Here is a 22,706-nt window from a genome sequence, read left to right as displayed (position 1 = left end):
TCTTGCATTGTTCTCTTTTGTGCGTTAGCTATTGAGTGACGAAACGGGAGTTTTCCCGCAGGAGTACCCCATGATAGAGCTGTCCCGTTTGCGGCAGGTCGCATTTGCGCCTGCTCATACGCCAGATATTGCCGACGCTCTGGTCACCGCGTCGGGATTGCGGATCGATGCGGATCGACGGCGCGGGCGTGGCGCGGGCCTCAATCCGAGCGGGCGTTTCGAGGAGGAGCGGCGCGAGGCATTCGATGATGGCTGGCAGAGTCTCGAAGACTTGGAGCCGTTCAAGACCGAAGTGCAGGTGGAGAAGCCGAAGACAGCCATCACCCGCAACGAATCGCCCGATCTCCCTTTCGACCGTTCCATAAACCCGTATCGGGGATGCGAGCATGGCTGCATCTATTGCTTTGCCCGCCCGACCCACAGTTTCATGGGGCTTTCACCGGGCCTCGACTTTGAAGCCAAACTGTTTGCCAAGCCGGACGTGCCGAAACTGCTGGAACGGGAGCTGAGCAAGGCGGACTACAAGGTGCGGGCGATTGCGATCGGCACCAATACGGACCCATATCAGCCGATCGAGCGGGAATGGCGCATCATGCGCCAGATCCTCGAAGTGCTGCAAAAGGCCAATCATCCGGTCGCCATCGTCACCAAGTCGGCGCTGATCACCCGCGACATCGACATCCTGTCGGAGATGGCGGCCAAGGGGCTGGCAAAGGTGGGCATTTCGGTGACGACGCTCGACCGAAAGCTCGCCCGCAGCATGGAACCACGGGCCTCGACGCCGACCAAACGGCTTGAAGCGATCAAGGCGCTCACGGATGCCGGCATCCCGACCGCCGTGATGGTGGCGCCCATTGTTCCGGCGCTCAACGACCACGAGATCGAACGCATTCTCGATGCCGGGCATGCCGCCGGAGCCACTGAGGCGAGTTATGTACTTCTGCGACTGCCGCTGGAGGTCAGCCCGCTGTTCCGCGACTGGCTGCTGCAGAATTATCCCAACCGCTACCGGCACGTCATGTCGCTGGTGCGCTCCATGCGCGGCGGCAAGGATTACGACGCGGAATTCGGCAAGCGGATGAAGGGCGCCGGACCCTATGCCTGGCAGATCAGCCGCCGATTCGAAATGGCCACCAAGAGGCTCGGCATGGTGAAGCGCGGCCTGCCGCTTCGCGACGATCTTTTCATCCGGCCGAATGGTGGAGGGATTCAGCTCTCCCTTCTCTGAACGAATTCGGTGTTCGGCCGCGGGTGGAACCCGTCGCACAATTTGATTTCGGCACGCGGTTCGCCTCCGTCTCGTGCCGGAAATACCCCGGAGCTACCGCACCCGCCCCCGAGGCCTTGCGGTGGATAGCGGCGCCGCAACCGCTTTCCGGGGTTGCAGGAGATCGGGCCGGTGTGCGAGGTTGCCACCATGTTGCTTCGCACACCGCCCGATACTCCGATGCTTTTTGAAGACGCGCCGCTGCTTCCCGATTTCAGTCTGGAACTTCTGGCGCGACAGGCAGGGCACTGGCCGGTTGCGGGGACGGACGAAGCAGGCCGCGGCCCATTGGCGGGTCCGGTCGTGGCGGCAGCCGTCATTCTCGATCCGAACAATATCCCACCCGGCCTGAACGATTCCAAGCAGCTCACCGCCAACCAGCGGGAAGTCTTGTTTGAAGCCATCATGGCGACAGCGGAGGTCTCGATCGCTGCGTCCAGCCCTCGCCATATCGATGAACGGAATATCCTGCGGGCAAGCCTCGATGCCATGCGCCGCGCCGTTGCAGGCTTGAGCCTGACGCCATCCTATGTTCTTTGCGATGGACGCGACGTGCCGGAAGGGCTTTGCTGTGCCGGCAAGGCCGTCATTCAGGGCGATGCCCGTTCCGTCTCGATCGCCGCCGCTTCCATCATCGCCAAGGTGACCCGTGATCGGATGATGACACGCGCCCATCAAGTTTTCCCGGTTTACGGTTTTGCCAACCATGCCGGCTACGGCACGCCGCAGCATCGGGCCGGCATCGAGGCGCACGGTCCTTGCCGCCTGCACCGCATGAGCTTTAGGCCGTTGCGCAAGGACGCGCCGGCCGAGAGTTGAAGCCTGGTGGCCTATTGGTCAGGCCGCGCTCCTTCGCCTTCACCAAATCCCAATATGCAAAAAGCCGGGCTTTTGGCCCGGCTTCGGAATTCTCTTGGCTTGTTTGGCTGGACTCAGTTCAGGCGAGCCTGAACCTTGCCGACGCCGTCCTTGAACAGCGCGTCCTGGGTCGAGCCATCGGCCTTCGCGGCGATAACGCGTTCGGCTGCTGCGATGGCAAGATCGACTGCGGCGGAGCGAACGGCCGAAATTGCGTCGGCTTCCGCCTGACGGATCTTCTGCTCGGAGAGCGCATTGCGGCGGGCGACGAATTCCTCCGTCTTCTGCCGTGCTTCCTCGGTCAGGGCAGCCGCCTCACGCTCTGCGGCGGCCAGGATCTGCGCGGCGTCTGCTTCCGCTTCCTTGCGCTTGCGCTGATATTCACCGAGCAGGATCTGCGCTTCCTCCCGGAGGCGCTTGGCCTCTGCGAGTTCCTCGCGGATGTTGTCGGCACGCTCGTCCAGCGACTTCGCCATCATGCCTGGAACCTTGAGATAGGCGATCAGGATGAAGAAGAGAATGAGGCCGACCAGAGCGAAAAATGTTGCGTCGAATGCCATGGGATCAGGCTCCCGTCTTCGCGGCCGCGACTGCAGCCTTGATGTCGTCGTTGGTTGCCTTGCCGCCGATCAGAAGATCGACGATCGACGATGCAGTTTCTTCGGCGATCTGGCCGACCTCTGCAAACGCCTGGGCCTTGATCTCGCCGATGCGGCTTTCGGCAGAGGCAAGCTTCGCAGCAAGTTCTGCTTCGATGGCATTGCGATCCGCAACGGCCTTCGCCTTGGCAGCTTCGCGAGCGGTCTCGGCAATGGTGTGGGACTTTGCCCGAGCCGCAGCCAGCTCGCGTTCATAGGTAGCCACGGCAGCGTCGGCTTCCGCCTTCAGGCGGCCGGCTTCGTCGAGATCCTGAGCGATACGGCTCTGACGGTTCTCGATAATGCCGCCAACGCGGGGAACGATGACGTTCTTGATGAGGATGTAGAAGAGACCGAAGGTGATGACGAGCCAAAGCAGCATCGACGGATAATAAGTCGCGTCGAAGGGCGGGAACGTACCACCATGCTCTGCGCCATGGGCGGCGCCGGTTTCGGTATGCGTTTCGCCTGCCGGCGCGGCATGCGAATCTCCTGCCGGTGCTGCAGGAGTCTCAGGAGCGGCCGGCGCGGTCTGCGCATATGCCGAGGTCACCAACATCATCACCTCCAGGTGTATTCAATACGAAAGATCACGACGCCCTTGAGGACGCCGTGATCCCGATGCCGGTTATGGCTCAGACTGCGTAAAGCAGCAGGAGCGCGATGAGCAGCGAGAAGATGCCCAGAGCTTCCGTAACGGCGAAACCGAATACCAGACGGCCGAACTGGCTGTCAGCGGCAGACGGGTTGCGCAGAGCGCCCGACAGGTAGCTGCCGAAGATATTGCCAAGGCCCAGAGCCGTGCCGGCCATGCCAAAGCAAGCCAGGCCTGCACCGATGTACTTTGCTGCTTCCGCTTCCATGAGAAACTCCTTCGAAATGGTTGTTGCGGCTGATGACTGACGCCTCAGGACGCCAATGTGGTTATCCTTAGTGCCCGCCGGGATGGACTGCATCATTGAGGTACATGCAAGTCAGCACCGCAAAGACATAGGCCTGGAGGAAGGCGACGAGGAATTCGAGACCGGTCAGGGCGACCGTCATGAGTAGTGGCAGGACTGCGCCGCCAATGCCGAGCGCGCCAAGGGCTCCAAGCGAGGCAACGAAGCCCGCGAACACCTTGAGCGTGATGTGACCGGCCAGCATGTTCGCGAAAAGACGAACCGACAACGAGACCGGACGGGACAGGAAGGAGATGATTTCGATGGTGACGACCAGCGGCAGAAGCGCGCCCGGAACGCCGCTCGGCACGAACAGCTGCAGGAAGTGCAGGCCATGCTTGTAGAAACCGTAGACGAGAACCGTGCCGATCACCAGAACCGCAAGCGCGAAGGTTACGATGATCTGGCTGGTGATCGTATAGAAATAGGGGAACATGCCGAGCAGGTTCGCGGTCAGCACGAACATGAACAGCGAAAAGACGAGCGGGAAGAATTTCATGCCGCCGCTGCCGGCGCCTTCGCGCAGCATGTTGGCAATGAATTCATAAGACATTTCGGCGACGGACTGGCCGCGGCCGGGTATCAGACTGCGCTGCGAGGTCGCGAAATAGAGGAAGCCGGCGGCACAAGCCACCGTGGCGACCATGAACAGCGATGCGTTGGTGAAAGAGAAATCGAGGCCGCCGATTTCGATCGGAACGATCTTGCTGATCTGAAACTGATGGATCGGATCGTTTGCCACCGTCTACCTCTTATCCTTCGCCGCCTCGGCGACACCAATCACTTCAGGAGAACGGCTTAACGGCCGTCCTTTTTCCCATTCTTATTCGTTTCGCCCGTCAGGCTGGGCGGCGCTGCCACCATGCCGACGGCCCGAAGGACGTTCAGAACCCCGGCACAGAAACCAAGCAGGAGAAAGATGATCAACCCCCACGGCTTTGAGGCCGGCCATACAAGCCCTAGCAGATAGCCCAGAACCGCACCCACTGCGACCGCGGCAATGAACTCGGAGGAAATCTTGAAGCCCAAGGCCACGCCCCTTCGGCTTTCTTCAGATTGCGCGTCCCTCTTCGCCTCTGCCGCGTCCTCCACGCGCCTTGCCGCCAAGTCGGCAGACAGGCGCTTGCGGCGCTCTTCCAGACCATCTTCCCGGTTGTCCGTCATTTGCGTCCTCCCCCTCGGCCTTCCCCTTCGGTGCCGGCTAGCCGCTTCAACGCAGCCAGCGAGGGATTTCGCGCCTTCCGCCCGGTTTTCAAGTCGCGCGCAACATAGTTTTGAGAGCCCTTATAGTCAAGGCATCGCGCATGGTTCATTCAGAGGAAATTAACACACATTTTTCAATCGGTTAGAAGTGGGCGCCGGCCGATAGCGCAAAACTTACGCGGGAATCGGGCCGGCTTTCCGGCGGGCTTCAGCTCCAACCACCACCATAGGTACGGTAGAAGACGTGCAGGCCGATGCGGCCGACCTTCTTCATGGTCTTCGCCCAGGCCGGCCGGACATAGACGGCGTGGTAGTGCGTGGCAGAGCCCACTTCCGGAAGCCAGATCTTGCCGGCGGTTACGGCCATGGCCACTTCGCGCGCCATGTCCCAGTGCTCCTGGGAGCGGATGCGATCCTGAATATTGTCGCAGGCGAAGGAGAACTGGCAGCGGTTGCGCCAGTCTTCGTTCTGGTAGACGACGTCACAGATGGTCTTAGGGTAGGACGGATTGCGGACGCGGTTGAGTATGACCTGCGCCACGGCGGCCTGTCCCTTGACCGATTCGCCCCGCGCCTCAAAATAGATGCCGGACGAGAGGCATTGCTGTTCCTGCGCAGAAAACACCAGCGGCGGCAGGGGCGAGGCCGCCCAGGCGTGGTCCTCCGGGCCGATCGGCGGAATGAACCGACCGGCCTTCGGCTTGTCCTTAAGGATGGCATCGAAGGGCGAGTCCTTGGAAAAATCCGGCCTTGCGGACGCATAGGCGGTCGCCAGCACATCGGCCTGATTATTGGTGACGAGGCTCGCAATCACCGGCGGCAGTTCGGTGCCCGGCTCCGCCTCGTCCTTGCGGAAGTAGAAGGCGGCCAGTTCCACCGGCTGCTCGTCCTGGCCGGCCTTGACGAAGGCGGTCATGTCCTCGCGCTGTTCGGCAGGCGCGGTGAGCGCGCTCGACCGCTGCAAAACAGAACCGGCGGAAAATGCCTTGGGCGGCTGCATGCGCTCGACCGCGACGATACGGCCCTTCTTGTTCGTGCGGGTGACGCGGTCTTCGTCCGGCGTCCCGTCCTGCGGCTTGTCTTCACCGGACAGCGCGAGCTTGCGGCCATCGGGAAGCGCAACGCCCGCATCGCTGCCAAAGGCTCCTCCCCCGCCCGGGAAAGACAGGGAGGCGGTATGGATGGAGCCGGCTGGCGAGTTGGTCAGCACCATGCGCCACTGCTCTGTGCCGCTGCCAAGGCCGGTAAAGAGATCGGCGAGATCGCCCTGGGCCGGCACGGAGGGGAATATCAGCCAGGAGGCCAGGCCGAAAACAGCCGGGGAAATCCATCCATCCCAGCGGGACGAGGACTTGCGGCGCACAAGACGCTTCGTACGCAAACTGGTTACTCCACAGGGCAAATCGACCCGGTGAAGATGAATCATTAACCTTGATGAGCGGTTAACGCAGCCATGCTGAACGGCCCGTGCGGCACTCTATTTCAGCATATTCACATAAACGTCAGCGCGGCGGGGGGCCAAGCGGAGACCCTCCGCCCTCAGATGATGACATGCGACCCCAGTTCCACGACCCGATTGGCAGGCAAGTGGAAATAGTCCGACGGATCGGTCGCGGCATTGGCCATGGCGATGAACAGCTTGTCCTGCCACATGGGCATGCCCGAGGCCGCATCCGGAACGAGCTTGCGCCGCCCGAGATAGAAGGAGGTGGACATGATGTCGAACTTGAAGCCGGTCTTGCGCAGATAGGCCAGCGCCTGCGAGACGTTGTGCGACTGCATGAAGCCGAAGCGCAGCTCGATCACCGTGAAGCGGTCGGAGATCTTTTCGATACGGAAGCGCTGCTCCAGCGACACGCGCGGCTTGTTGACCGTGGTGATCGTCAGGATCACGTTCTTCTCGTGCAGGACGTGGTTGTGCTTGATGTTGTGGAGAAGCGCTGCCGGCGCCGTTTCCGGATCGCCGGTCAGGAAGATGGCGATACCCGGTACGGACACGGGCGCGTGGTCGCTCTTCTTTTCCACCATGGGAATGAAGGTGCCAAGCGGCACGTCGATCCGGCGGGTCTTCTCGAACAGGATGCCCGCACCTCGGCGCCAGGTCCACATGACGATGGTGAAGATGATCGCCATCATCACCGGCACCCAGCCGCCGTCGTGGATCTTCAGCAGGTTGGCGCCCAGGAAGACGACTTCGAGCGCCAGCAGCGGTGCAAGGGCTGCGATGGCTAGACTTTGCGGCCAGCGCCATCTGATCCGGACGAATTCGAAGGCCATCAGCGTGGTCACCACCATGGCGCCGGTCACGGAGATGCCGTAGGCTGTCGCCAGCGCATCCGAGCTTTCGAAGCCGAGGACGAGCGCGATGACACCCACCAGCAGCACGGTGTTGACGCTCGGCAGGAAGATCTGCCCGGTATTGGTTTCGGATGTAAACAGGATCTGCATGCGCGGCAGGTAGCCGAGATGGATCGCCTGACGCACCAGCGAGAAGGCACCGGTAATCACCGCCTGGCTGGCGATGATGGTCGCTGCGGTAGCGAGGATAACCATGGGCAGCAGCGCCCATTCCGGAAACATGAGGTAGAAGGGATCGGACATGGCTTCCGGACGCTTCAGCACCAGCGCGCCCTGACCGAGATAGTTGAGGGTCAGCGCTGGGAAGACCAGCGTGAACCATGCCCACTGGATGGGGCGGCGGCCGAAATGGCCGAGATCGGCGTAAAGTGCTTCTGCGCCGGTAACGGTCAGGAAGACCGCACCGAGCACGACGATCCCGACGAAACCTTCGCGCAGCATGAACTGGATCGCATACCAGGGATTGAAGGCCGCCAGAATGCTGAGGTCGTCAAAGAGATGCGCGACGCCTCCGGCACCCAGCACGACGAACCACACGGCAGTGATGGGTCCGAAGAAGCGGGCAAGCGGACCGGTGCCCTTGGACTGGATGGCAAAGAGCGCAATCAAAATGCCGACCGACACGGGCAGGACCGCGCTTTGCAGGGAGGGCGCCACCAGCTTCAGGCCTTCCACGGCCGACATCACCGACAGCGCCGGGGTGATCATCGCGTCGCCCAGAAAGAGCGCTGCGCCGACGAGGCCCAGAAACATCAGCATGGCCCGCTGGCCGCTTGCGCCCTTGGTCAGAAGTGCCAGCAACGACAGCGTTCCGCCTTCGCCGTCATTGTCTGCGCGCAGCAGGAAGAGGACATATTTGAAGGTGACGATGATCGTCAGCGTCCAGATCATCAGCGAGATGAGGCCGATGACTTCCGCTTCCGTGACGCCGTCGCGCGCGACCGGCTTCAGGGCTTCACGAAAGGCATACAGCGGGCTGGTGCCGATGTCGCCGTAGACGACACCGACCGATCCGAGAGCCAGGGAAAACAGGCCCTGAACTTTCGTCTTTTCTGCAGCGTGATGTTCAGCGGGATGACCCATATGGGGATCTGGCTTCAGAGCCAGCCTTTCCAACGGAAAAAGAAAAAGGGGATGATGGCGGACAACAGCATGCCGAGAATGGCCAGCGGGTAACCAAGCTGCCATCCCAGTTCGGGCATGAATTGGAAATTCATACCATAGATGGAGGCGACGAGGGTCGGCGGCAAGAACACCACCGATGCGATGGAAAAGATCTTGATAATTGCGTTCTGCTCGACATTGATCAGCCCCAGCGAGGCGTCCAGCAGGAAGGCTATATTGCCGGCAACGAATGTCGCATGTTCGGAAAGCGTCTCGATGTCATGGGCAACGGTGCGGCACAGAGTATCATCCGTCTGGCTCTGGCACATCGACGGCGTATTGCTGAGAAAGGTCAGAAGCCGGGACAGAGAGTTCAAGCTATCACGCACCTTGCCGACGAGACGATGAAACTGGGCGATCTCGGCCAGCTTGCCCTCGAGGAACTGTGGCGGGCGGCGCTTGCCGCGATTGAGGAAAATGTCGGTCGACATCTTGTCTATGCCGTCGGCGGCCTGTTCCAGGATTTCGGCGGTGCGATCGGCAATGGTTTCGAGGAGCCTCGCCAGCAGCGTCGTGGCATGATCCATCGTTTCATTCGCCCGCCCAAAGGCGTCAATGAACAACCGGAAGCTCTTCGGGCTCGCATAGCGGACGGTTACGAGACGGTTGCCGGTCAGGATGAAGGCGACATCCGTCAAGCCCGGATTGGGGCCGTCGGCACCCGCGACCAGCGAAGCAGTCATGAAGACCGACCCTCCCTCTATATAAAGACGGCTGGAAGGCTCTATATCTTTCATGTCCTCGCGCGTGGGGATCGGCACGCCCAAAAGGCCTTCGACATAGGAATCTTCACGGGAGGTCGGTTCGAGAAGATCGATCCAGACCACATCCGGCGAAAGTTGGCGCAAAGCGTCAGCAGGCGCGAGCGTCTTCAACGAGCCATTGGCGCTATAGGCATTGATCAATCTTGGTCTCCGACCGAAGTGGATCGGCCTTGAAGGGGACTAAGGCATATGGCTCGCGAGCTATCGCGCACGCAAGACTGCCCCCGGCGGCCCGCGCCTATAAAGGCAGCTATATCCAAAATCAAGCGCTGCATCGAATTCCCCAATGACGCCGCACCATGGACCCGGCGCCAGCGATATTCAAGAAGCTTGCCGAAATCTATTGTGCGGCTTGAAGTTGTCGCTGGATTTGCTTGGGAATTTCATGCCCGAAGGCGAAGGAAAGCCAAATGGCTTGTCCCAGCGTCAATCGAAGACGATCGCCGGGGCCTCGCGCTTTACCCGGCCACCGAGCTCGGCCCAAAGCTTTGCCGCCATATCCCTGTAGATGAGCGCCGTCGGGCTTTCCGGATCCGAGACGACAACGGGAGTGCCGGCATCGGACCGTTCCCGGATATCGATCGTGAGCGGCACTTCGCCCAGGAAGGGGACGCCAATCCGCGCCGCCTCGTCTCGCGCACCGCCATGGCCGAAGATATCGTAGCGCGTGCCGGTGTCGGGTGCGAGGAAATAGCTCATATTCTCGATGATGCCGAGCAGCGGCACCTCGACCTTGCGGAACATGGCGATCCCCTTGCGGGCATCGATAAGCGCCAGATCCTGGGGCGTGGAGACGATGACGGCGCCGGCCAGCGGAACCTGCTGCGCCATGGTCAGCTGCACATCGCCGGTGCCTGGCGGCATATCGACGATCAGCACGTCCAGGTCTCCCCAGGCCACTTCCCGCAACATCTGTATCAGGGCGGATTGGACCATCGGCCCGCGCCAGATCATCGCGGTTTCCTCATCGACCAGAAACCCCATGGACATGGCTTTCAGGCCGTAATTCTCCATGGGCTTGATGATGCGGTTTTCGATCTGCTGCGGACGTCCGGAGATCTTGAGGAGGCGCGGAACGGAGGGGCCGTAAATATCCGCATCGAGAATGCCGACACGCAACCCGTTCGCCTGCAGGCCGAGCGCAAGATTGACCGCTGTGGTGGACTTGCCGACGCCGCCCTTGCCCGACGCGACCGCGATGATGGCGCCGATGCCGGGCACGCCGATCTTCTCGCGCCCCTGCGCTTGCGGCGGATGCGGGTGAGCGTGACCTGGGCTGTGATTATGGCTGTGGCTGGCTGGGGCTTGCGGTTGAGGACGTGGCGCGGGCGCAGTGCCCGCCTTTCTGTCGGCTGTCAGTGTGACCAGCGCACCCTTGACGCCCGGGATGGACTTGACCGTCTTTTCGGCGGCGATCCGAAGAGGCTCCAGTTCCGTGGCGCGGTCCGCAGGCACGGTCAGCGAAAAATAGACTTTGCCGTCGGAAATGAACACGTCGGAGACCACGCCGAGCGAGACGATGTCGCCCTGCAGGTCAGGCCCGCGGATCTTCGTCAGAGCCTGTATCACCTGATCTTTCGTGACGTCTGCCATGCCAAGCTCCCTCGGCGGAGCCAGTGGGCTACGCCTCTCATTCTGCGCGGTATATAGGAACTTGTATTGTGCTGGAGCAAGCAAGAATAAAGCCGCCACCCTCATGGCAGCCTTCAGGCGCTCATGGAGTGGCGGCTTTTCTTTGGCGCGTCTCTTGGGACGCTTTTAGTCCCCTCTGGACATGTTCTTCCAGAAGCAGGAAGTGTGCCAAGTCGCGTTTTTCGATCATCTCCACCTGGATGGGAGTATTTGCAGCCGTTTGCAGAGATAAAGCTGGCCCCTCTGCTCATCAGAGTGCCAGTGTTACGGCGCGCTATTGATGGATCCGCCTAATTTTGAGGCTGTATTACTTGATGAAGCCCATCCGTAGCGCCTTCGCAACGGCCTGGGTGCGGTTGACGCTGTCGAGCTTTCGGGCTGCCCGATTGAGGTAGTGATTGACCGTGTGTTCCGAGAGCCCGAGAATCTCGGCGATCTCAGCGCTGGTCTTGCCGGCCGATGTCCAGTTGAGGCAATCGATCTCGCGTTCGCTCAACACATCCGTCGGACGAACCTCCAGGTTGCGGATTTCCGCAAGGCGCTGGAAAACGTGAACGGAAATATACATCAACTCCATCATCTGCTGATGGGTGAACATGGCAGACGGACCCGCCCAGGACACGGCACCCCGCGCGCCCGATATATCGTGGACCGGGAAATAAGCGCCACGCACGATTTCGAACCGGAGGAATATTTCCCGCACTTGCGGCAAGACATGTTCGGCGCTGAGGGCATCGATATCGAAAGCAAAGGGCGTGGTCGAGCGCCGCAGCCTGCTGAAGACGAGGCTCGTCTGCATCAGACCTTCCTTATCGAACAGCGACATGAATTCAGCCGGCCAATTGGTGATGATGGTATTGGCGGACAATTCCCGGGAGGTGGTCGGCGGCAGGTTGAGGACCATGAAGCTGCGCGCGCCGTAGAAATCGGTGACGCGCTTCATGAAGCGTATGACGTCGAACTGGGTGCCGAGCTTGGCGATCTCGCCAATATCCCCATCGAGGATAAAGGAGTCGCGGGTTTTCAGGGTGTTGGACATCTTCTACTTCTTCGTTCGGACCAGCCGTTGTATGAACGGACCAATCGACCACTGGTTGGATCGCCACGCCAAATAGCCAGTAATAGCTGAGGCTTGCTACAGTCTTTCGCGCTTTGCGCGTCTGGTTGCAATTCGATGTTATGTCTGATGCAGATTATAAAAACGGGCTGAAATCGTTTCACTGGACGGCTGCACCAATGATGACGACATTCGCTCGGATTTGTAAATCGTCCGGTTCGTCGGTTCACTGTTTTATAAGGGGGTAAGTGTTCGAAGCACTTCCCTTGCGTCTCCAAGACTTCGACATGGACCCACCGATCCTCTACAGAGGCTGGCACTATGAATGAGGAGAATTCTGAATGACGACGACCCATGAATTCAGCGGCGCCGTTCTGTCGCCTTTGTTGTGCGAACTGGGCGAAGGCCCAAGTTTCGAGGCCGCAACCGGCACGTTGTGGTGGTTCGATATCGTCGGCAAGATCCTCCATGAACTCGAGCTGGCGACGAATCACCATACGAGCCATGCACTGCCCTTCATGGCGAGCGTCGTCGCCCGCATCGATGCCGAGCGTCAGCTTATCGCCAGTGAAAAGGGTCTTTTCATTCGCGATCGCGCGACGGGCGAACTCTCCCTTCACTGCGAGCTAGAACCGGACAAGCCGGGCAACCGCTCGAACGACGGGCGGGTGCACCCCTCCGGCAGTCTGTGGATCGGCACGATGAGCAAGACCGGGGAAGCAGCGGCGGGGGCGATCTACCACGTGGCGAAAGGTGCCGTGACACCTCTTTTCCGCGAGGTCGGCATTCCCAATTCCATCTGCTTCTCGCCCGACGGGGCGACCGGCTATTTTGTCGATACGAAAGTGAACCGGATGATGCGGGTGGCGCTGGATCCCGCCACCGGACTGCCGCAAGGCGAAGCCGAAGTGTTCGTGGACCAGGCGGGACAGCCGGGTGGGATCGACGGCTCCATCTGCGACAGCGAAGGCAAAATCTGGAATGCGCGCTGGGGGCAAGGTGCGGTGGATTGCTACAGCCCGACCGGCGAACATCTCGCCCGCTATCGTCTTCCGGCCAAGCAGACTACCTGCCCGGTGTTCATCGGCGAAGGCAGGATCGCGGTGACTTCGGCACGGGAAGGGTTGGACGAGGCGGCCAGGGCTGCAGATCCTCTCGCAGGCGTCGTCTTCAGCCTGTCTGTGCCTATCCGGGGCCAGGATGAGCCACACTATATGCTTTGACGCGTAGGAGCCAAAACCTACAGAAAATTGCCGATGTTCCGCTGCATTTGCCTAAAATAACAGCATTATGCGACGGAACCATTCGTGCTCGTGGTCATTTCCTATTCAGACGGCTCGGCAAATACTGGTCACACGGACTGGAAAATCGAGCCGCCTGAACGCGTAAAAGCAAGAGGATGGATCGCTATGAAGAAGACCCTTGGTACGATGGCAGCTGCTGCAGTTCTGGTGGCATCGACCGCCGCAGCTCCGGTATTCGCTCAGACGAGCCCCGCTGCTCCCACAACAACTGCTCCTGCTGCAGACACTGCAGCGGCCCCGGCACCAGCCGGTGACGCGGCTACCGCGTCCGGCACCTATCTGACGCAGCAGGCCGAGAACCAGATCAGCGCCAATGATTATATCGGCAAGGCGGTCTACAACGCCAATAACGAGAGCATCGGCGACGTCAACGACCTGATCTTTGAAAACAAGGGCCGCATCGTTGCAGCCGTGATCGGCGTCGGCGGCTTCCTCGGCATCGGCGAAAAGGATGTCGCCGTTCCGGTCGAGAAGATCAATATGACCCGCGATGCCCAGAACAACACCGAAGTGCGCCTGACGACGACCGAAACCGCGGATGCGCTCAAGGGAGCACCGGAGTTCAAGACGCTTCAGGATCAGCAGGCAGCAAAGGACTCGACGACCACGTCATCGACCATGCCTGCGGCAGGCAGCGCCACAAACCCGTCGACGGCTCCAACCAAGTAAGGTCGGGCCTGGAACGGACCACACGCTGCTGATCATTGGCGGGCGGCACCTAAGGGTGTCGCCCGTTTGCTGTCTGGATTTACAGCAATGAGCAGTATCGGGCGGCATCGTAGATCGCCGCATGGATATTGCGGCTGGCAACGGCATCGCCGATCCGGACAAGCTCGAACGCGGCATCCGGCGCCTTGGCCGGCAAGGGCGTCCTGCGTGCTATCAGCGCTGGATAATCCACCGCACCCAGGTTTCGAGACAGCGGTTTCAACGCCAAATAAAGGTCGGCATTGGCCGCCGTTCCATACTCCACCACAACTTGGGCGACACGCCGTTCTTCCACAGCGGCGGCCGCGAAATCCGAGCCAAGGACGGCCACGAGTGCATTGCCGTCGCGGCGAACCGATTTCAGCCGGGTGTTGATGGTCACGCGGACTTTGTTTTTCGCAAATGCGCGAGCATAGGGGACGTGATTCATGCCGCCCATTTCCGGCGCGAAGAACCGCTCCGGTGAAACGATTTCCAGTTCCGCACCCGATTGCGCGATGACCTCGGCCGCGCTCATGCCTGCATGGCCGCCATGATCATCGAACAGCAAGACCGGGCCGGCTGCCTTTGCGGCTCCGGCCAGAATATCCCAGCTGGAGGTCACGAGGTCTTCGCCCTCATCGAGCGGCGGAACCTGCGCCATGCCTCCCGTTGCCACCACCACCAGATCCGGCTCCAGCGCCAGCACGTCCTCGGCTTCCGCATATACGCCATAGCGGATCTCGACGCCTAGGCGCTCCAGCTCGGCCAGACGCCAGTCGACGATGCCGATCATTTCCCGCCGGCGCGGATTGCGCACCAGAAGGTTTACCTGGCCGCCAGCCTCCCCCGTAGCCTCCAGCACGACGACCGAATGTCCCCGCTCGGCCAGAACCCGCGCGGCCTCCAGTCCGGCCGGTCCGGCACCGACGACGACGGCCTTGCGTGGGCGCTCGGCCTTGATAACCTGATGCGGCAGCTCGGCTTCGCGTCCCGTGGACGCGTTGTGAATACAGAGCGCTTCACCGCCCTCGTAAATCCGGTCGAGACAGTAGGTGGCACCGACGCAAGGGCGGATGCGGGCTTCCTCGCCGCGCATGACCTTGGCGCCGATATGCGGATCGGCGATATGCGCGCGCGTCATCCCCACCATGTCGAGCTTGCCCTCGGCAATGGCATGGCGCGCCGTGGCAACGTCGGCGATGCGCGCGGCGTGGAACACCGGAAAACGGGTCGCCGCCCTCACCTCGCCTGCAAAATCCAGATGCGGCGAGGTCCGCATGCCCTGGATCGGGATCACCTCGTTCAGCGCCGCGTCGCTGTCGATATGTCCACGGATGATGTTGAGGAAGTCGATCTTGCCGGAGGCTGTCAGCCGGCGGGCGATCTCCACACCTTCCTCGCGGCTCAGTCCCTGGTCCCAATCCTCGTCGGCCACCATGCGGATGCCGACGATGAATTCCGGTCCAACCGCCTTGCGCACCGCTTCCATGACCATCGACGAGAACCGCATGCGGTTTTCGAGCGAGCCTCCGAACTCGTCTTCGCGCCGGTTGGTGGCCGGCGACCAGAACTGGTCCATCAGATGCCCGTAGGCTTCGAATTCGATGCCATCCAGTCCAGCCGCCTGCATGCGCGCCGCGGCATCGGCGTAGTCGCGCACGATCCGCTCGATATCCCAATCCTCGATCTCCTTGGGAAAGGCGCGGTGGGCCGGCTCGCGGATGGCGGATGGCGCCAGCACGGGCAGCCATGCGCCCTTGTTCCAGCCGGTCCGGCGTCCGAGATGCGTGAGCTGGATCATCACGGCCGCGCTGTGCTCATGACAGTCGTCCGCCAGCTTCTTCAGCCACGGCACGATCTCGTCGCGATAGGCATGCAGATTGCCGAAAGCGGGCGGGCTGTCATGGGAGACAATGGCCGAGCCCGCGGTCATGGTCAGCGCAATGCCGCCCTTCGCCTTCTCCAGATGGTAGAGCCGGTAGCGATCCTTGGGCATGCCGTCTTCCGAATAGGCCGGCTCATGGGCGGTGGACATGAGCCTGTTCTTCAGCGTCAGGTGCTTCAGCTGGTAGGGCTGCAGAAGAGGGTCGTTGGAAACGGACATGGCGCTCTCCGCAGGCTTGAGGGAGTGCCATCATCGCGCAGCCCTGCCGAGCTTGGCGACAACCAGACGCGTCGCAAACTATCCGGTCAGCGGCGTCGCTTTAGCCGCGCTCGATCATCAGGAAGTCGCGATAGTGCTCCTGAAGATACCGCAGCGTCGCGTTGCCATCGACAGGCTTGCCGTAATAATAGCCCTGGCCCATGCCGCAACCGAGCTCCTTCAGCTTGTCCGCATCGGCCTTTTCCTCGATCCCTTCCGCCACCACGTCCAGGTCAAGGCCCTGACACATGGTGATGATGGCCCTGACGATGTGCTCGGAGGGGCGATCGGACGTGATGCGCGAGATGAAGGCCTGGTCGATCTTGACCTTGTCGAAGGTGAAATCCCGCAAACGGCCAAGGCTCGACTGGCCGGTGCCGAAATCGTCCAGCGAGATCCGCACACCGGCCTTGCGCAGTTGGGTGATGATCCGGGCGGCGGTATCGGCCGATGTCATGACCGCCGTTTCGGTTATTTCCAGCTCCAGCCGATGGGGGTCGAGCCCCACGCGTGCAAGCGTTGCGAGTGTGGTTTCGGTCGTGGTCGGGTCCATCAGCTGCGCGGATGACAGGTTGAAGGACAGGAAGAGTTCCCTTGGCCAGGACAGCGCCGCTTCCGCTGCCTTGCGCAGCAGCGTTTCAGACAGCGCATCGATGAAGCCGCGTTCTTCCGCCAGCGGCACGAAGACGGCCGGCGACACGAAGCCGAGGTCGGGGTCGTTCCAGCGGGCGAGCGCCTCGAAGCCCACCGGGGCGCCGTCGCTCAACCGAACGATAGGCTGAAAATGCACATCGACCGCATCGTTGATAATGGCATTGCGCAGCGCCTGTTCCAGCTGGGTCGCCCGCTTCATTTCCTGCGCAATCTCGCGGGAATAGACGGTAATCTGCCCACGGCCGCGGCGCTTTGAGCGATAGAGCGCGGTCTCGGCGCTCTTTAGGAGTTCTTCGAAATCCTCCCCGGCAAAGGGATAGATGGCAAAGCCGAAGGAAGCGGAAAGCCGAACATTGCGGTCGCCGAGGTCGTAAGGCGCCGACAGGACGTCCTTCATCATCTGGCCAATGCGCTCGGCTCCCATCCGCTCGAAGACCAGAGGAAATATAAAAGCAAACTCATCGCCGTCGTGGCGGGTAACGGTTGCGCCGTCCGGGATGCAAGCCTTCAACCGATGCGCCACCTGACACAGGATCTCATCGCCCGCTTCGGCGCCGAAGAGGTCGTTGATGGGTTTGAAGCCGTCGAGGTTCGCGATGCAGATGGTGAAGGGGGCGGGATCGGCGGCCCGCTCGGCGGCCAGAAGCTTCACCTTGTCACGCAGTCGGTAGCGGTTACCGAGCCCGGTCAGCGGATCGCTATAGGCCATGACCTTTAGCTCATGCTGGCTGACCTGAGGCCATGGGTTTCCCGCAAATGTCATCTAAAATCCCGCTACCGCAATAATGCGGAAGAGTGCGGCAGAAAGATTAAGAAATCACCTGCCCGAGCCTTGACCCCCGAAGCGCTTCAAGTCCGCTATTTCCGGGTGGTGAATTCCTGTCTGGAATGGAGAAATTTACTGAACACGGTCTGCAAGGCTTCCGGGCTGATCGGCTTGAGGATGACGTCGTCCATTCCGGAGCTGAAGCATTCGTCGCGGTCCCGATCGAAGGCTTGCGGCAGGACGCCGATGATGGGCACCCTGCTCCCCTCCTCTTCCAGCGACCGGATGGAGCTTGCCGCCTCGAAGCCGTTGAGCCGGGGAAGGGTGATATCCATGAGGATGAGCTGCGGTGCGCGGTCCTGCCAAAGCTGCACCGCCTGCTCTCCGTCCGTCGCTATTGCATAGCGATAGCCGAGGCCTTCAAGGATCTGGGAAAAGACGATCTGGTTGACTTCGTTGTCTTCGGCAACGAGCACGTCGATGGTATCGTCTTTCGCTTCCTCGACGACTTCCCAGCCGTCGTCGGCAACGCTACCCGCGCCGGCATCTCCGGATGCTGCAAGGCACGCCATCACGTTGGAGACAAGCATGTCTTCGATGTCGTTCGCTGCTATTTCCACCGTCGGCACGCCATGGGCGGCGGCGATTTCCGCGCAATCGCCCTGAAGACTGGCATCGAGGACGACGAGATCCACCTGAATTTCGGCTTCCGAGGCCAGATGAAGGAAGAGCTTCAGCTCCTGCGCACTGGAGACCGAGGATGTATCGACCCGGAGACCAGAAAGTGCCGTAATGGCTTCCCGTTCCATCTCAGCATCTGCCGAGACGACCAGGATCTTGCGGCTGGCGAGACTGACCGATCCGCTCCCTGCCGACTGCCTGTCCTTTTCGCCTTGGCAAAGACTGAGAGAGACGAACTCTTCCCACATCATGGCAGGCCTGATTTCGCCCGTGCTGCTGGGGGTCAGAAACCGCGTAAGATCCTGCATGGCCGTTACGACATAGTAGCGGCCGGGCTTTCCGATACGGAATTTGTTGGCGACGACGATGGATTGCGAACCATCGGCGCGCGTAAGGCGCTCGGGCAACTGAAGGGCGTCGCCCGTTTCGAAAACATGGTCGTTGATAGCTTCCAGACGCTCCCGCAGTTCGATCGGCTGAAACTGCTCCCCCTTGTGGCCGAGAATGGACTCCGCGGTCTTGTCGTGGAAGCGGCAGGCGGCCTTGTTGATGGCGACGAAGGTGTGGGTCTGATCCTTGACTGTGACCGTGAAGGGAAGATTGTCGAGGACCTCCTCGGTCACCTGGACACGCTCCATGTCGGCCCGCCACTTTTCCTCGCGCTTCTTCTGATCGGACACATCACGGACGATGCAGACGCCGTAGCCGGAGGACAGGCGGCGCTTGGATAGGCTGATCCAGCGTTCAGGACCACGGCGCTCGATGATGTCCGCCTTTTCCCTCCAGAGGATCGCGATCTGCTCGGCAATCCAGTCCTCGCGGCTATTGGAGCGTCGTGAGGAGCTGGTCTCGGAGCAGAAGCGGACCCCTCCGTCATAAAGAGCGCCCAGGACGTCTCGCAGGCGAGTGCCCGGCGCCAGAAATTGTTCGGGCACGGGCAGGAGAGCCAGAACCTGCTGGCTGGCAAACAATATCCGGTCGTTCTTGTCGTAGACGAGGATGGCCCCGGAGATCCCCTCGGAGATCACTTCAAGCATTGTCGTCTGAATGTTCGGGTCCGCCGACGCCAAACCATCCATAGGATGAAACTCCTGCATGCCTCTCGATGGCGTTTCCTGGAACACTGCTTAGTCGGTCGTCACGGTCCGGCGCTTACCTCGGGTCGTCGTTAAGACAGGTTGGAAACATGCTGGCTGCAAGTCCTCAACGACTGGCGATCCTTGAAAGGCGGTGCCCAGCCGGCCGCCATATCGCCTCGTCGCGGGAAGCGAAGCTTCCCCGGGTTCATCCACAACAACACTAAAATAGGGCCTTTATGTTAAGGCGGGATTAATGAGAGCTTTTCCTAAAGACGGGGAGAACTCAGCCTTCGGCCTTTCCATCAATGCACGAATCCACGAAAATGATGGAATGTCCGTCAAGCAGCTGCCCGAAACTCTCATCAACCAGATCGCCGCCGGGGAAGTCATCGAACGTCCCGCAAGTGCTGCGAAGGAGTTGATCGAAAACGCGATCGATGCCGGCGCGACCAGGATCGAGATTGCGACGGCCGGCGGCGGCAAGAGCCTGATCCGCATCACCGACAATGGAGCCGGCATGACGCCGGCGGATCTGGAACTTGCCATCCGGCGGCACTGCACATCCAAGATCTCGGAAACGCTGGACGACATCCGTACGCTCGGCTTTCGCGGCGAGGCGCTGCCCTCCATCGGCTCCGTGGCCAAGCTGACGATCACCAGCCGGCGGCAGGGGGAAACCGAAGGCGCCCAGGTTGCCGTCATGGGCGGGAACGCCTCCAGCGTCAGGCCCGCACCGGCCAATACGGGCACAGTGGTCGAAGTCCGCGACATCTTCTTTGCGACGCCCGCACGGCTGAAATTCCTCAAGACCGAAAGGGCCGAGGCCGGGGCGATCACCGAGGTCGTGAAGCGGATGGCGATCGCCTTTCCCGAGATCCGCTTCGTGCTTTCCGGTTCGGACCGCTCTACGCTGGACTTTCCGGCAGCGGCCGGCGATCCGCTGACGCGCATGGCGCAGGTGCTGGGGCCGGAATTTCCAGACAACGCCATCGAGATCGACGCGCTTCGGGAAGACGTCGCATTGTCCGGCCATGTGGGCGTGCCGACCTTCCATCGCGGCAATTCGGCCCATCAATTCGCTTTCGTGAATGGGCGGCCGGTGCAGGACAAGCTGATCCTGTCGGCGATCCGCGGCGCCTATGCGGAACGTGTACCCTCCGGGCGCTATCCGGTCGCAGTGCTCTCCATCACGCTCGATCCGGCGCTGGTCGATGTCAATGTTCATCCGGCCAAAGCCGATGTCCGCTTTCGCGATCCGGGCCTTGTGCGCGGGCTGATCGTCGGCGCCATCCGCGAGGCGCTGCACCGGGAAGGCGACCGTGCCGCGACGACCGGAACCTCCGGGCTGATGCGCGCCTTCCGCCCCGGCTTTTCCGCGCCCCCCGCGCAAGCTGCCGCCCATCGCACGCCTTGGGCGGCGACCAGTTCCCCGTCCCGTCCGCTCCATTCGCAGCCTGCCAGCGACTTTGCCGAGAGCCAGCAGCAGGATTTCGACGTCATGGCCGTGCCGACGGCGCGGGCCGAGAGCGTGTCCGACGCGCGGCCGCAAGCCCAGGAGGAAATCTCCCGCTACCGGCTGGGTGCCGCGCGGGCGCAATTGCACGAAAACTATATCGTCGCCCAGACGGGGGATGGGCTGGTGATCGTCGACCAGCATGCCGCGCATGAACGCCTGGTCTATGAGGCGATGCGCAAGGCGCTCGAAGCAGACCGACTTCCCTCCCAGGTTCTGCTCATCCCGGAGATCGTGGATCTGCCGGAAGAGGATTGCGACCGTCTGATGACCCACGCCAAGGAGCTCGACCGGCTGGGTCTTGCCGTGGAGCGTTTCGGGCCGGGCGCCGTGGCCGTGCGGGAAACGCCCGCCATGCTGGGGGAAGTGGATGCCGCAGCCCTGGTGCGCGATCTGGCAGACGAGGTGTCGGAATGGAACACTGCGGGCGGCCTGCGCGGAAAGCTGGAATATGTCGCCGCAACCATGGCCTGCCATGGTTCGGTGCGTTCCGGCCGCAGGCTGAGGCCCGAGGAGATGAATGCCCTGCTGCGGGAGATGGAGGCGACCCCCGGCTCCGGCACCTGCAACCACGGCCGTCCCACCTATATCGAACTGAAGCTTTCCGATATCGAGCGGCTTTTCGGCCGTAGCTGAAAATGCTGGAAATCGTCGGGTTCTCGCTCTAAAGGCTAGGAATGATCTTCCGCAGGAGGCCAAGAATGAACCGGTTTGAAGGAAGCGGCTATCGCGAAGCGAAGATCCGGTATCTCGACGGCGACTACCAGATCCTGACGGCCGGCTCCTACGTCGTCTGCGCTATGACGGGCGTCCAGATCCCGCTCGATGAGCTGAAATACTGGAGCGTCGCGCGCCAGGAGCCCTATGCGGATTGCGTCACCGCGCTCGAAGCCGACAAGCGCGCCGGCATCCTGCCGAACCAGGTTCGTGCCTGACCGCCGCTGATACTGGCGATTTCAGATAGGTTTGCGCAGGCGCCTGAGACGAAACCGGTCGAAGGCCGCGTCGATGATCTTGGCTGGAGCCTGGTGATCGTCGAAGGCCATATCCACTTCGATCACCGTAACGCTTCGCAGCAGTTCCTCTGCCGGACCATGACGGCCCGCGAGCCGCGCTGCATCCTTGGCCGTGGTGACGAGGGTTAGCCCCTCCTTGCGGGCATCCTCAAGAAGGCTCAGCATCTCGTCTTCCGTAAAGAAGTGATGATCCGGGAACGACCGGACACCGGCAACGAGGCCGCCCACCGATTTCACCGTGCGGTAGAATTTCTCCGGATCGGCAATTCCCGTGAAGGCAAAGACATTGCGGCCGGCCAGAGATTGCCCGTCGCGTGGCCGCAGCGTCGCAACATGGATCTGCTTTCCGGCCCTTGCCGCCTGCCGCACGAGACGGTCGGCGGCGTCACCGTCACCCACCCTGAGGATGGCCGAAAGCTGTCGTATCTGTTCGCCGATCGGGGCACGAACCGGCCCGCCCGGCACGAGATGGCCATTGCCGATGCCGCGACGCGTGTCGATCACCACAAGAGCGAAATCCAGCTCCAGCCGGGCGCTCTGGAAGCCGTCATCCATGATGATGAGCTCCGCACCTTCCGCGACAAGGCGATGCGCGCCCTCCACACGGCCCCGGGAAATGACCGTCGGCGCCTCTCGCGCCAGCAGCAGGGCTTCGTCGCCCACCGCATCCGCCCGGTGATGCGCCGGATCGACCGTGGTTGTGACATCCAGCGAACCGCCATAACCGCGGGTGAGGAAGCCCGGCTTCAAGCCCTTCATTTTTGCTGCCCTGGCAAGCGCGATGGCCGTTGGGGTCTTGCCCGCGCCGCCGACAGTGAAATTACCGACACAGATCACCGGCACCGGGACTTGCGCCCGCCTGGTGCGTGCCATGCGTCGCCCGGCGATGCGGCCATAGACGAAGGAGAAAGGGGAAAGCGCCCAGGCCTGCCAGCCGGCCTTCATCCACCAGAAGGGCGGCGCCTCGGAGACCATGGC

Annotated in this window: 20 protein-coding genes; 6 read left to right on the top strand and 14 right to left on the bottom strand. The window is 61.6% G+C overall.

All coding sequences use genetic code 11. The features are described from left to right. Positions 1–70 precede the first annotated feature (70 nt). Both EPK99_RS16030 and EPK99_RS16025 read left to right on the top strand, forming a co-directional pair. A complete protein-coding gene (locus EPK99_RS16030) occupies positions 71–1,228 on the top strand; it encodes a PA0069 family radical SAM protein (protein ID WP_128444070.1) in 1,158 nt (385 codons plus the stop codon). A gap of 189 nt (positions 1,229–1,417) precedes the next feature. After that, the gene (locus EPK99_RS16025) at positions 1,418–2,086 is read left to right on the top strand and encodes a ribonuclease HII (protein ID WP_128444069.1); all 669 of its coding nucleotides are present in this window, start codon (positions 1,418–1,420) and stop codon (positions 2,084–2,086) included. A 113-nt stretch (positions 2,087–2,199) separates the two neighbouring features. On the opposite strand, the gene EPK99_RS16020 is transcribed toward EPK99_RS16025, so the two are convergent. The 10 genes from EPK99_RS16020 to EPK99_RS15975 all read right to left on the bottom strand — a co-directional run bounded on the left by EPK99_RS16020 (position 2,200) and on the right by EPK99_RS15975 (position 11,864). Next, a complete protein-coding gene (locus EPK99_RS16020; RefSeq protein ID WP_128444068.1) occupies positions 2,200–2,685 on the bottom strand; it encodes a F0F1 ATP synthase subunit B in 486 nt (161 codons plus the stop codon). Between the two features lie 4 nt (positions 2,686–2,689). Beyond that, positions 2,690–3,322, bottom strand: coding sequence for a F0F1 ATP synthase subunit B (locus tag EPK99_RS16015; RefSeq protein WP_128444067.1), 633 nt, complete (start codon positions 3,320–3,322; stop codon positions 2,690–2,692). A gap of 76 nt (positions 3,323–3,398) precedes the next feature. Next, positions 3,399–3,626, bottom strand: coding sequence for a F0F1 ATP synthase subunit C (locus tag EPK99_RS16010; protein WP_128444066.1), 228 nt, complete (start codon positions 3,624–3,626; stop codon positions 3,399–3,401). 67 nt (positions 3,627–3,693) lie between these two features. Next, positions 3,694–4,446 carry a F0F1 ATP synthase subunit A gene (locus tag EPK99_RS16005; RefSeq protein WP_128444065.1) on the bottom strand — a complete coding sequence of 251 codons (753 nt, stop codon included), beginning with the start codon at positions 4,444–4,446 and terminating at the stop codon, positions 3,694–3,696. A 56-nt stretch (positions 4,447–4,502) separates the two neighbouring features. Continuing rightward, positions 4,503–4,868, bottom strand: coding sequence for an AtpZ/AtpI family protein (locus tag EPK99_RS16000; protein WP_128444064.1), 366 nt, complete (start codon positions 4,866–4,868; stop codon positions 4,503–4,505). Positions 4,869–5,115: 247 nt separating this feature from the next. Next, a complete protein-coding gene (locus EPK99_RS15995; protein WP_425374211.1) occupies positions 5,116–6,270 on the bottom strand; it encodes a cell wall hydrolase in 1,155 nt (384 codons plus the stop codon). Positions 6,271–6,446: 176 nt separating this feature from the next. After that, a complete protein-coding gene (locus EPK99_RS15990) occupies positions 6,447–8,348 on the bottom strand; it encodes a potassium transporter Kup (RefSeq protein ID WP_128444062.1) in 1,902 nt (633 codons plus the stop codon). A gap of 14 nt (positions 8,349–8,362) precedes the next feature. Continuing rightward, positions 8,363–9,334: a magnesium transporter CorA family protein gene (locus EPK99_RS15985; protein ID WP_128444061.1), complete on the bottom strand. Its 972-nt coding sequence runs from the start codon at positions 9,332–9,334 to the stop codon at positions 8,363–8,365. A gap of 285 nt (positions 9,335–9,619) precedes the next feature. Beyond that, positions 9,620–10,786, bottom strand: a complete 1,167-nt coding sequence (locus EPK99_RS15980) for an Mrp/NBP35 family ATP-binding protein (protein ID WP_128444060.1) — start codon at positions 10,784–10,786, stop codon at positions 9,620–9,622. A gap of 346 nt (positions 10,787–11,132) precedes the next feature. Continuing rightward, positions 11,133–11,864 (bottom strand): helix-turn-helix transcriptional regulator, encoded by a 732-nt coding sequence (locus EPK99_RS15975; RefSeq protein WP_128444059.1) that lies wholly within the window; start codon positions 11,862–11,864, stop codon positions 11,133–11,135. A 359-nt stretch (positions 11,865–12,223) separates the two neighbouring features. Between EPK99_RS15975 and EPK99_RS15970 the strand changes: the two genes are divergently transcribed. Together EPK99_RS15970 and EPK99_RS15965 are read left to right on the top strand one after the other, a co-directional pair. After that, a complete protein-coding gene (locus EPK99_RS15970; protein ID WP_128444058.1) occupies positions 12,224–13,105 on the top strand; it encodes an SMP-30/gluconolactonase/LRE family protein in 882 nt (293 codons plus the stop codon). 186 nt (positions 13,106–13,291) lie between these two features. Next, positions 13,292–13,855 carry a PRC-barrel domain-containing protein gene (locus EPK99_RS15965; protein ID WP_128444057.1) on the top strand — a complete coding sequence of 188 codons (564 nt, stop codon included), beginning with the start codon at positions 13,292–13,294 and terminating at the stop codon, positions 13,853–13,855. 79 nt (positions 13,856–13,934) lie between these two features. Here EPK99_RS15965 and EPK99_RS15960 read toward each other — a convergent pair whose 3' ends face one another. From EPK99_RS15960 to EPK99_RS15950, 3 genes are all read right to left on the bottom strand, one after another. Next, positions 13,935–15,980 (bottom strand): NADH:flavin oxidoreductase, encoded by a 2,046-nt coding sequence (locus tag EPK99_RS15960; RefSeq protein WP_128444056.1) that lies wholly within the window; start codon positions 15,978–15,980, stop codon positions 13,935–13,937. Between the two features lie 100 nt (positions 15,981–16,080). Next, complete coding sequence (locus tag EPK99_RS15955; RefSeq protein WP_128444055.1) at positions 16,081–17,436, bottom strand: putative bifunctional diguanylate cyclase/phosphodiesterase; 1,356 nt, start codon at positions 17,434–17,436, stop codon at positions 16,081–16,083. Positions 17,437–17,531: 95 nt separating this feature from the next. Next, positions 17,532–19,199 carry a response regulator gene (locus EPK99_RS15950; RefSeq protein WP_164901789.1) on the bottom strand — a complete coding sequence of 556 codons (1,668 nt, stop codon included), beginning with the start codon at positions 19,197–19,199 and terminating at the stop codon, positions 17,532–17,534. 331 nt (positions 19,200–19,530) lie between these two features. On the opposite strand from EPK99_RS15950, the gene mutL reads away from it, so the two are divergent. Together mutL and EPK99_RS15940 are read left to right on the top strand one after the other, a co-directional pair. Continuing rightward, complete coding sequence (gene mutL / locus EPK99_RS15945) at positions 19,531–21,348, top strand: DNA mismatch repair endonuclease MutL (RefSeq protein WP_128444053.1); 1,818 nt, start codon at positions 19,531–19,533, stop codon at positions 21,346–21,348. Between the two features lie 65 nt (positions 21,349–21,413). Then, a complete protein-coding gene (locus EPK99_RS15940) occupies positions 21,414–21,647 on the top strand; it encodes a DUF2093 domain-containing protein (RefSeq protein ID WP_128444052.1) in 234 nt (77 codons plus the stop codon). A gap of 21 nt (positions 21,648–21,668) precedes the next feature. On the opposite strand, the gene lpxK is transcribed toward EPK99_RS15940, so the two are convergent. Beyond that, complete coding sequence (gene lpxK, locus EPK99_RS15935) at positions 21,669–22,703, bottom strand: tetraacyldisaccharide 4'-kinase (RefSeq protein WP_128444051.1); 1,035 nt, start codon at positions 22,701–22,703, stop codon at positions 21,669–21,671. Positions 22,704–22,706 lie beyond the last annotated feature (3 nt).

The organism is Neorhizobium lilium (genome assembly GCF_004053875.1).
Lineage (GTDB): Bacteria > Pseudomonadota > Alphaproteobacteria > Rhizobiales > Rhizobiaceae > Neorhizobium > Neorhizobium lilii.
This window is presented reverse-complemented; position numbering and strand designations above follow the sequence as displayed.

Bases quoted from the DNA above. Each gene is read 5' to 3' on its own strand.
- EPK99_RS16030 (WP_128444070.1), top strand. From the start codon at position 71: ATGATAGAGCTGTCCCGTTTGCGGCAGGTCGCATTTGCGCCTGCTCAT.
- EPK99_RS16015 (WP_128444067.1), bottom strand. From the start codon at position 3,322: ATGTTGGTGACCTCGGCATATGCGCAGACCGCGCCGGCCGCTCCTGAG.
- EPK99_RS16020 (WP_128444068.1), bottom strand. From the start codon at position 2,685: ATGGCATTCGACGCAACATTTTTCGCTCTGGTCGGCCTCATTCTCTTC.
- EPK99_RS16025 (WP_128444069.1), top strand. From the start codon at position 1,418: ATGTTGCTTCGCACACCGCCCGATACTCCGATGCTTTTTGAAGACGCG.
- EPK99_RS15990 (WP_128444062.1), bottom strand. From the start codon at position 8,348: ATGGGTCATCCCGCTGAACATCACGCTGCAGAAAAGACGAAAGTTCAG.
- EPK99_RS16010 (WP_128444066.1), bottom strand. From the start codon at position 3,626: ATGGAAGCGGAAGCAGCAAAGTACATCGGTGCAGGCCTGGCTTGCTTT.
- EPK99_RS15975 (WP_128444059.1), bottom strand. From the start codon at position 11,864: ATGTCCAACACCCTGAAAACCCGCGACTCCTTTATCCTCGATGGGGAT.
- EPK99_RS15940 (WP_128444052.1), top strand. From the start codon at position 21,414: ATGAACCGGTTTGAAGGAAGCGGCTATCGCGAAGCGAAGATCCGGTAT.
- EPK99_RS15960 (WP_128444056.1), bottom strand. From the start codon at position 15,980: ATGTCCGTTTCCAACGACCCTCTTCTGCAGCCCTACCAGCTGAAGCAC.
- EPK99_RS15970 (WP_128444058.1), top strand. From the start codon at position 12,224: ATGACGACGACCCATGAATTCAGCGGCGCCGTTCTGTCGCCTTTGTTG.
- EPK99_RS16000 (WP_128444064.1), bottom strand. From the start codon at position 4,868: ATGACGGACAACCGGGAAGATGGTCTGGAAGAGCGCCGCAAGCGCCTG.
- EPK99_RS15980 (WP_128444060.1), bottom strand. From the start codon at position 10,786: ATGGCAGACGTCACGAAAGATCAGGTGATACAGGCTCTGACGAAGATC.
- EPK99_RS15965 (WP_128444057.1), top strand. From the start codon at position 13,292: ATGAAGAAGACCCTTGGTACGATGGCAGCTGCTGCAGTTCTGGTGGCA.
- lpxK (WP_128444051.1), bottom strand. From the start codon at position 22,703: ATGGTCTCCGAGGCGCCGCCCTTCTGGTGGATGAAGGCCGGCTGGCAG.
- mutL (WP_128444053.1), top strand. From the start codon at position 19,531: ATGTCCGTCAAGCAGCTGCCCGAAACTCTCATCAACCAGATCGCCGCC.
- EPK99_RS15955 (WP_128444055.1), bottom strand. From the start codon at position 17,436: ATGACATTTGCGGGAAACCCATGGCCTCAGGTCAGCCAGCATGAGCTA.
- EPK99_RS15950 (WP_164901789.1), bottom strand. From the start codon at position 19,199: ATGGATGGTTTGGCGTCGGCGGACCCGAACATTCAGACGACAATGCTT.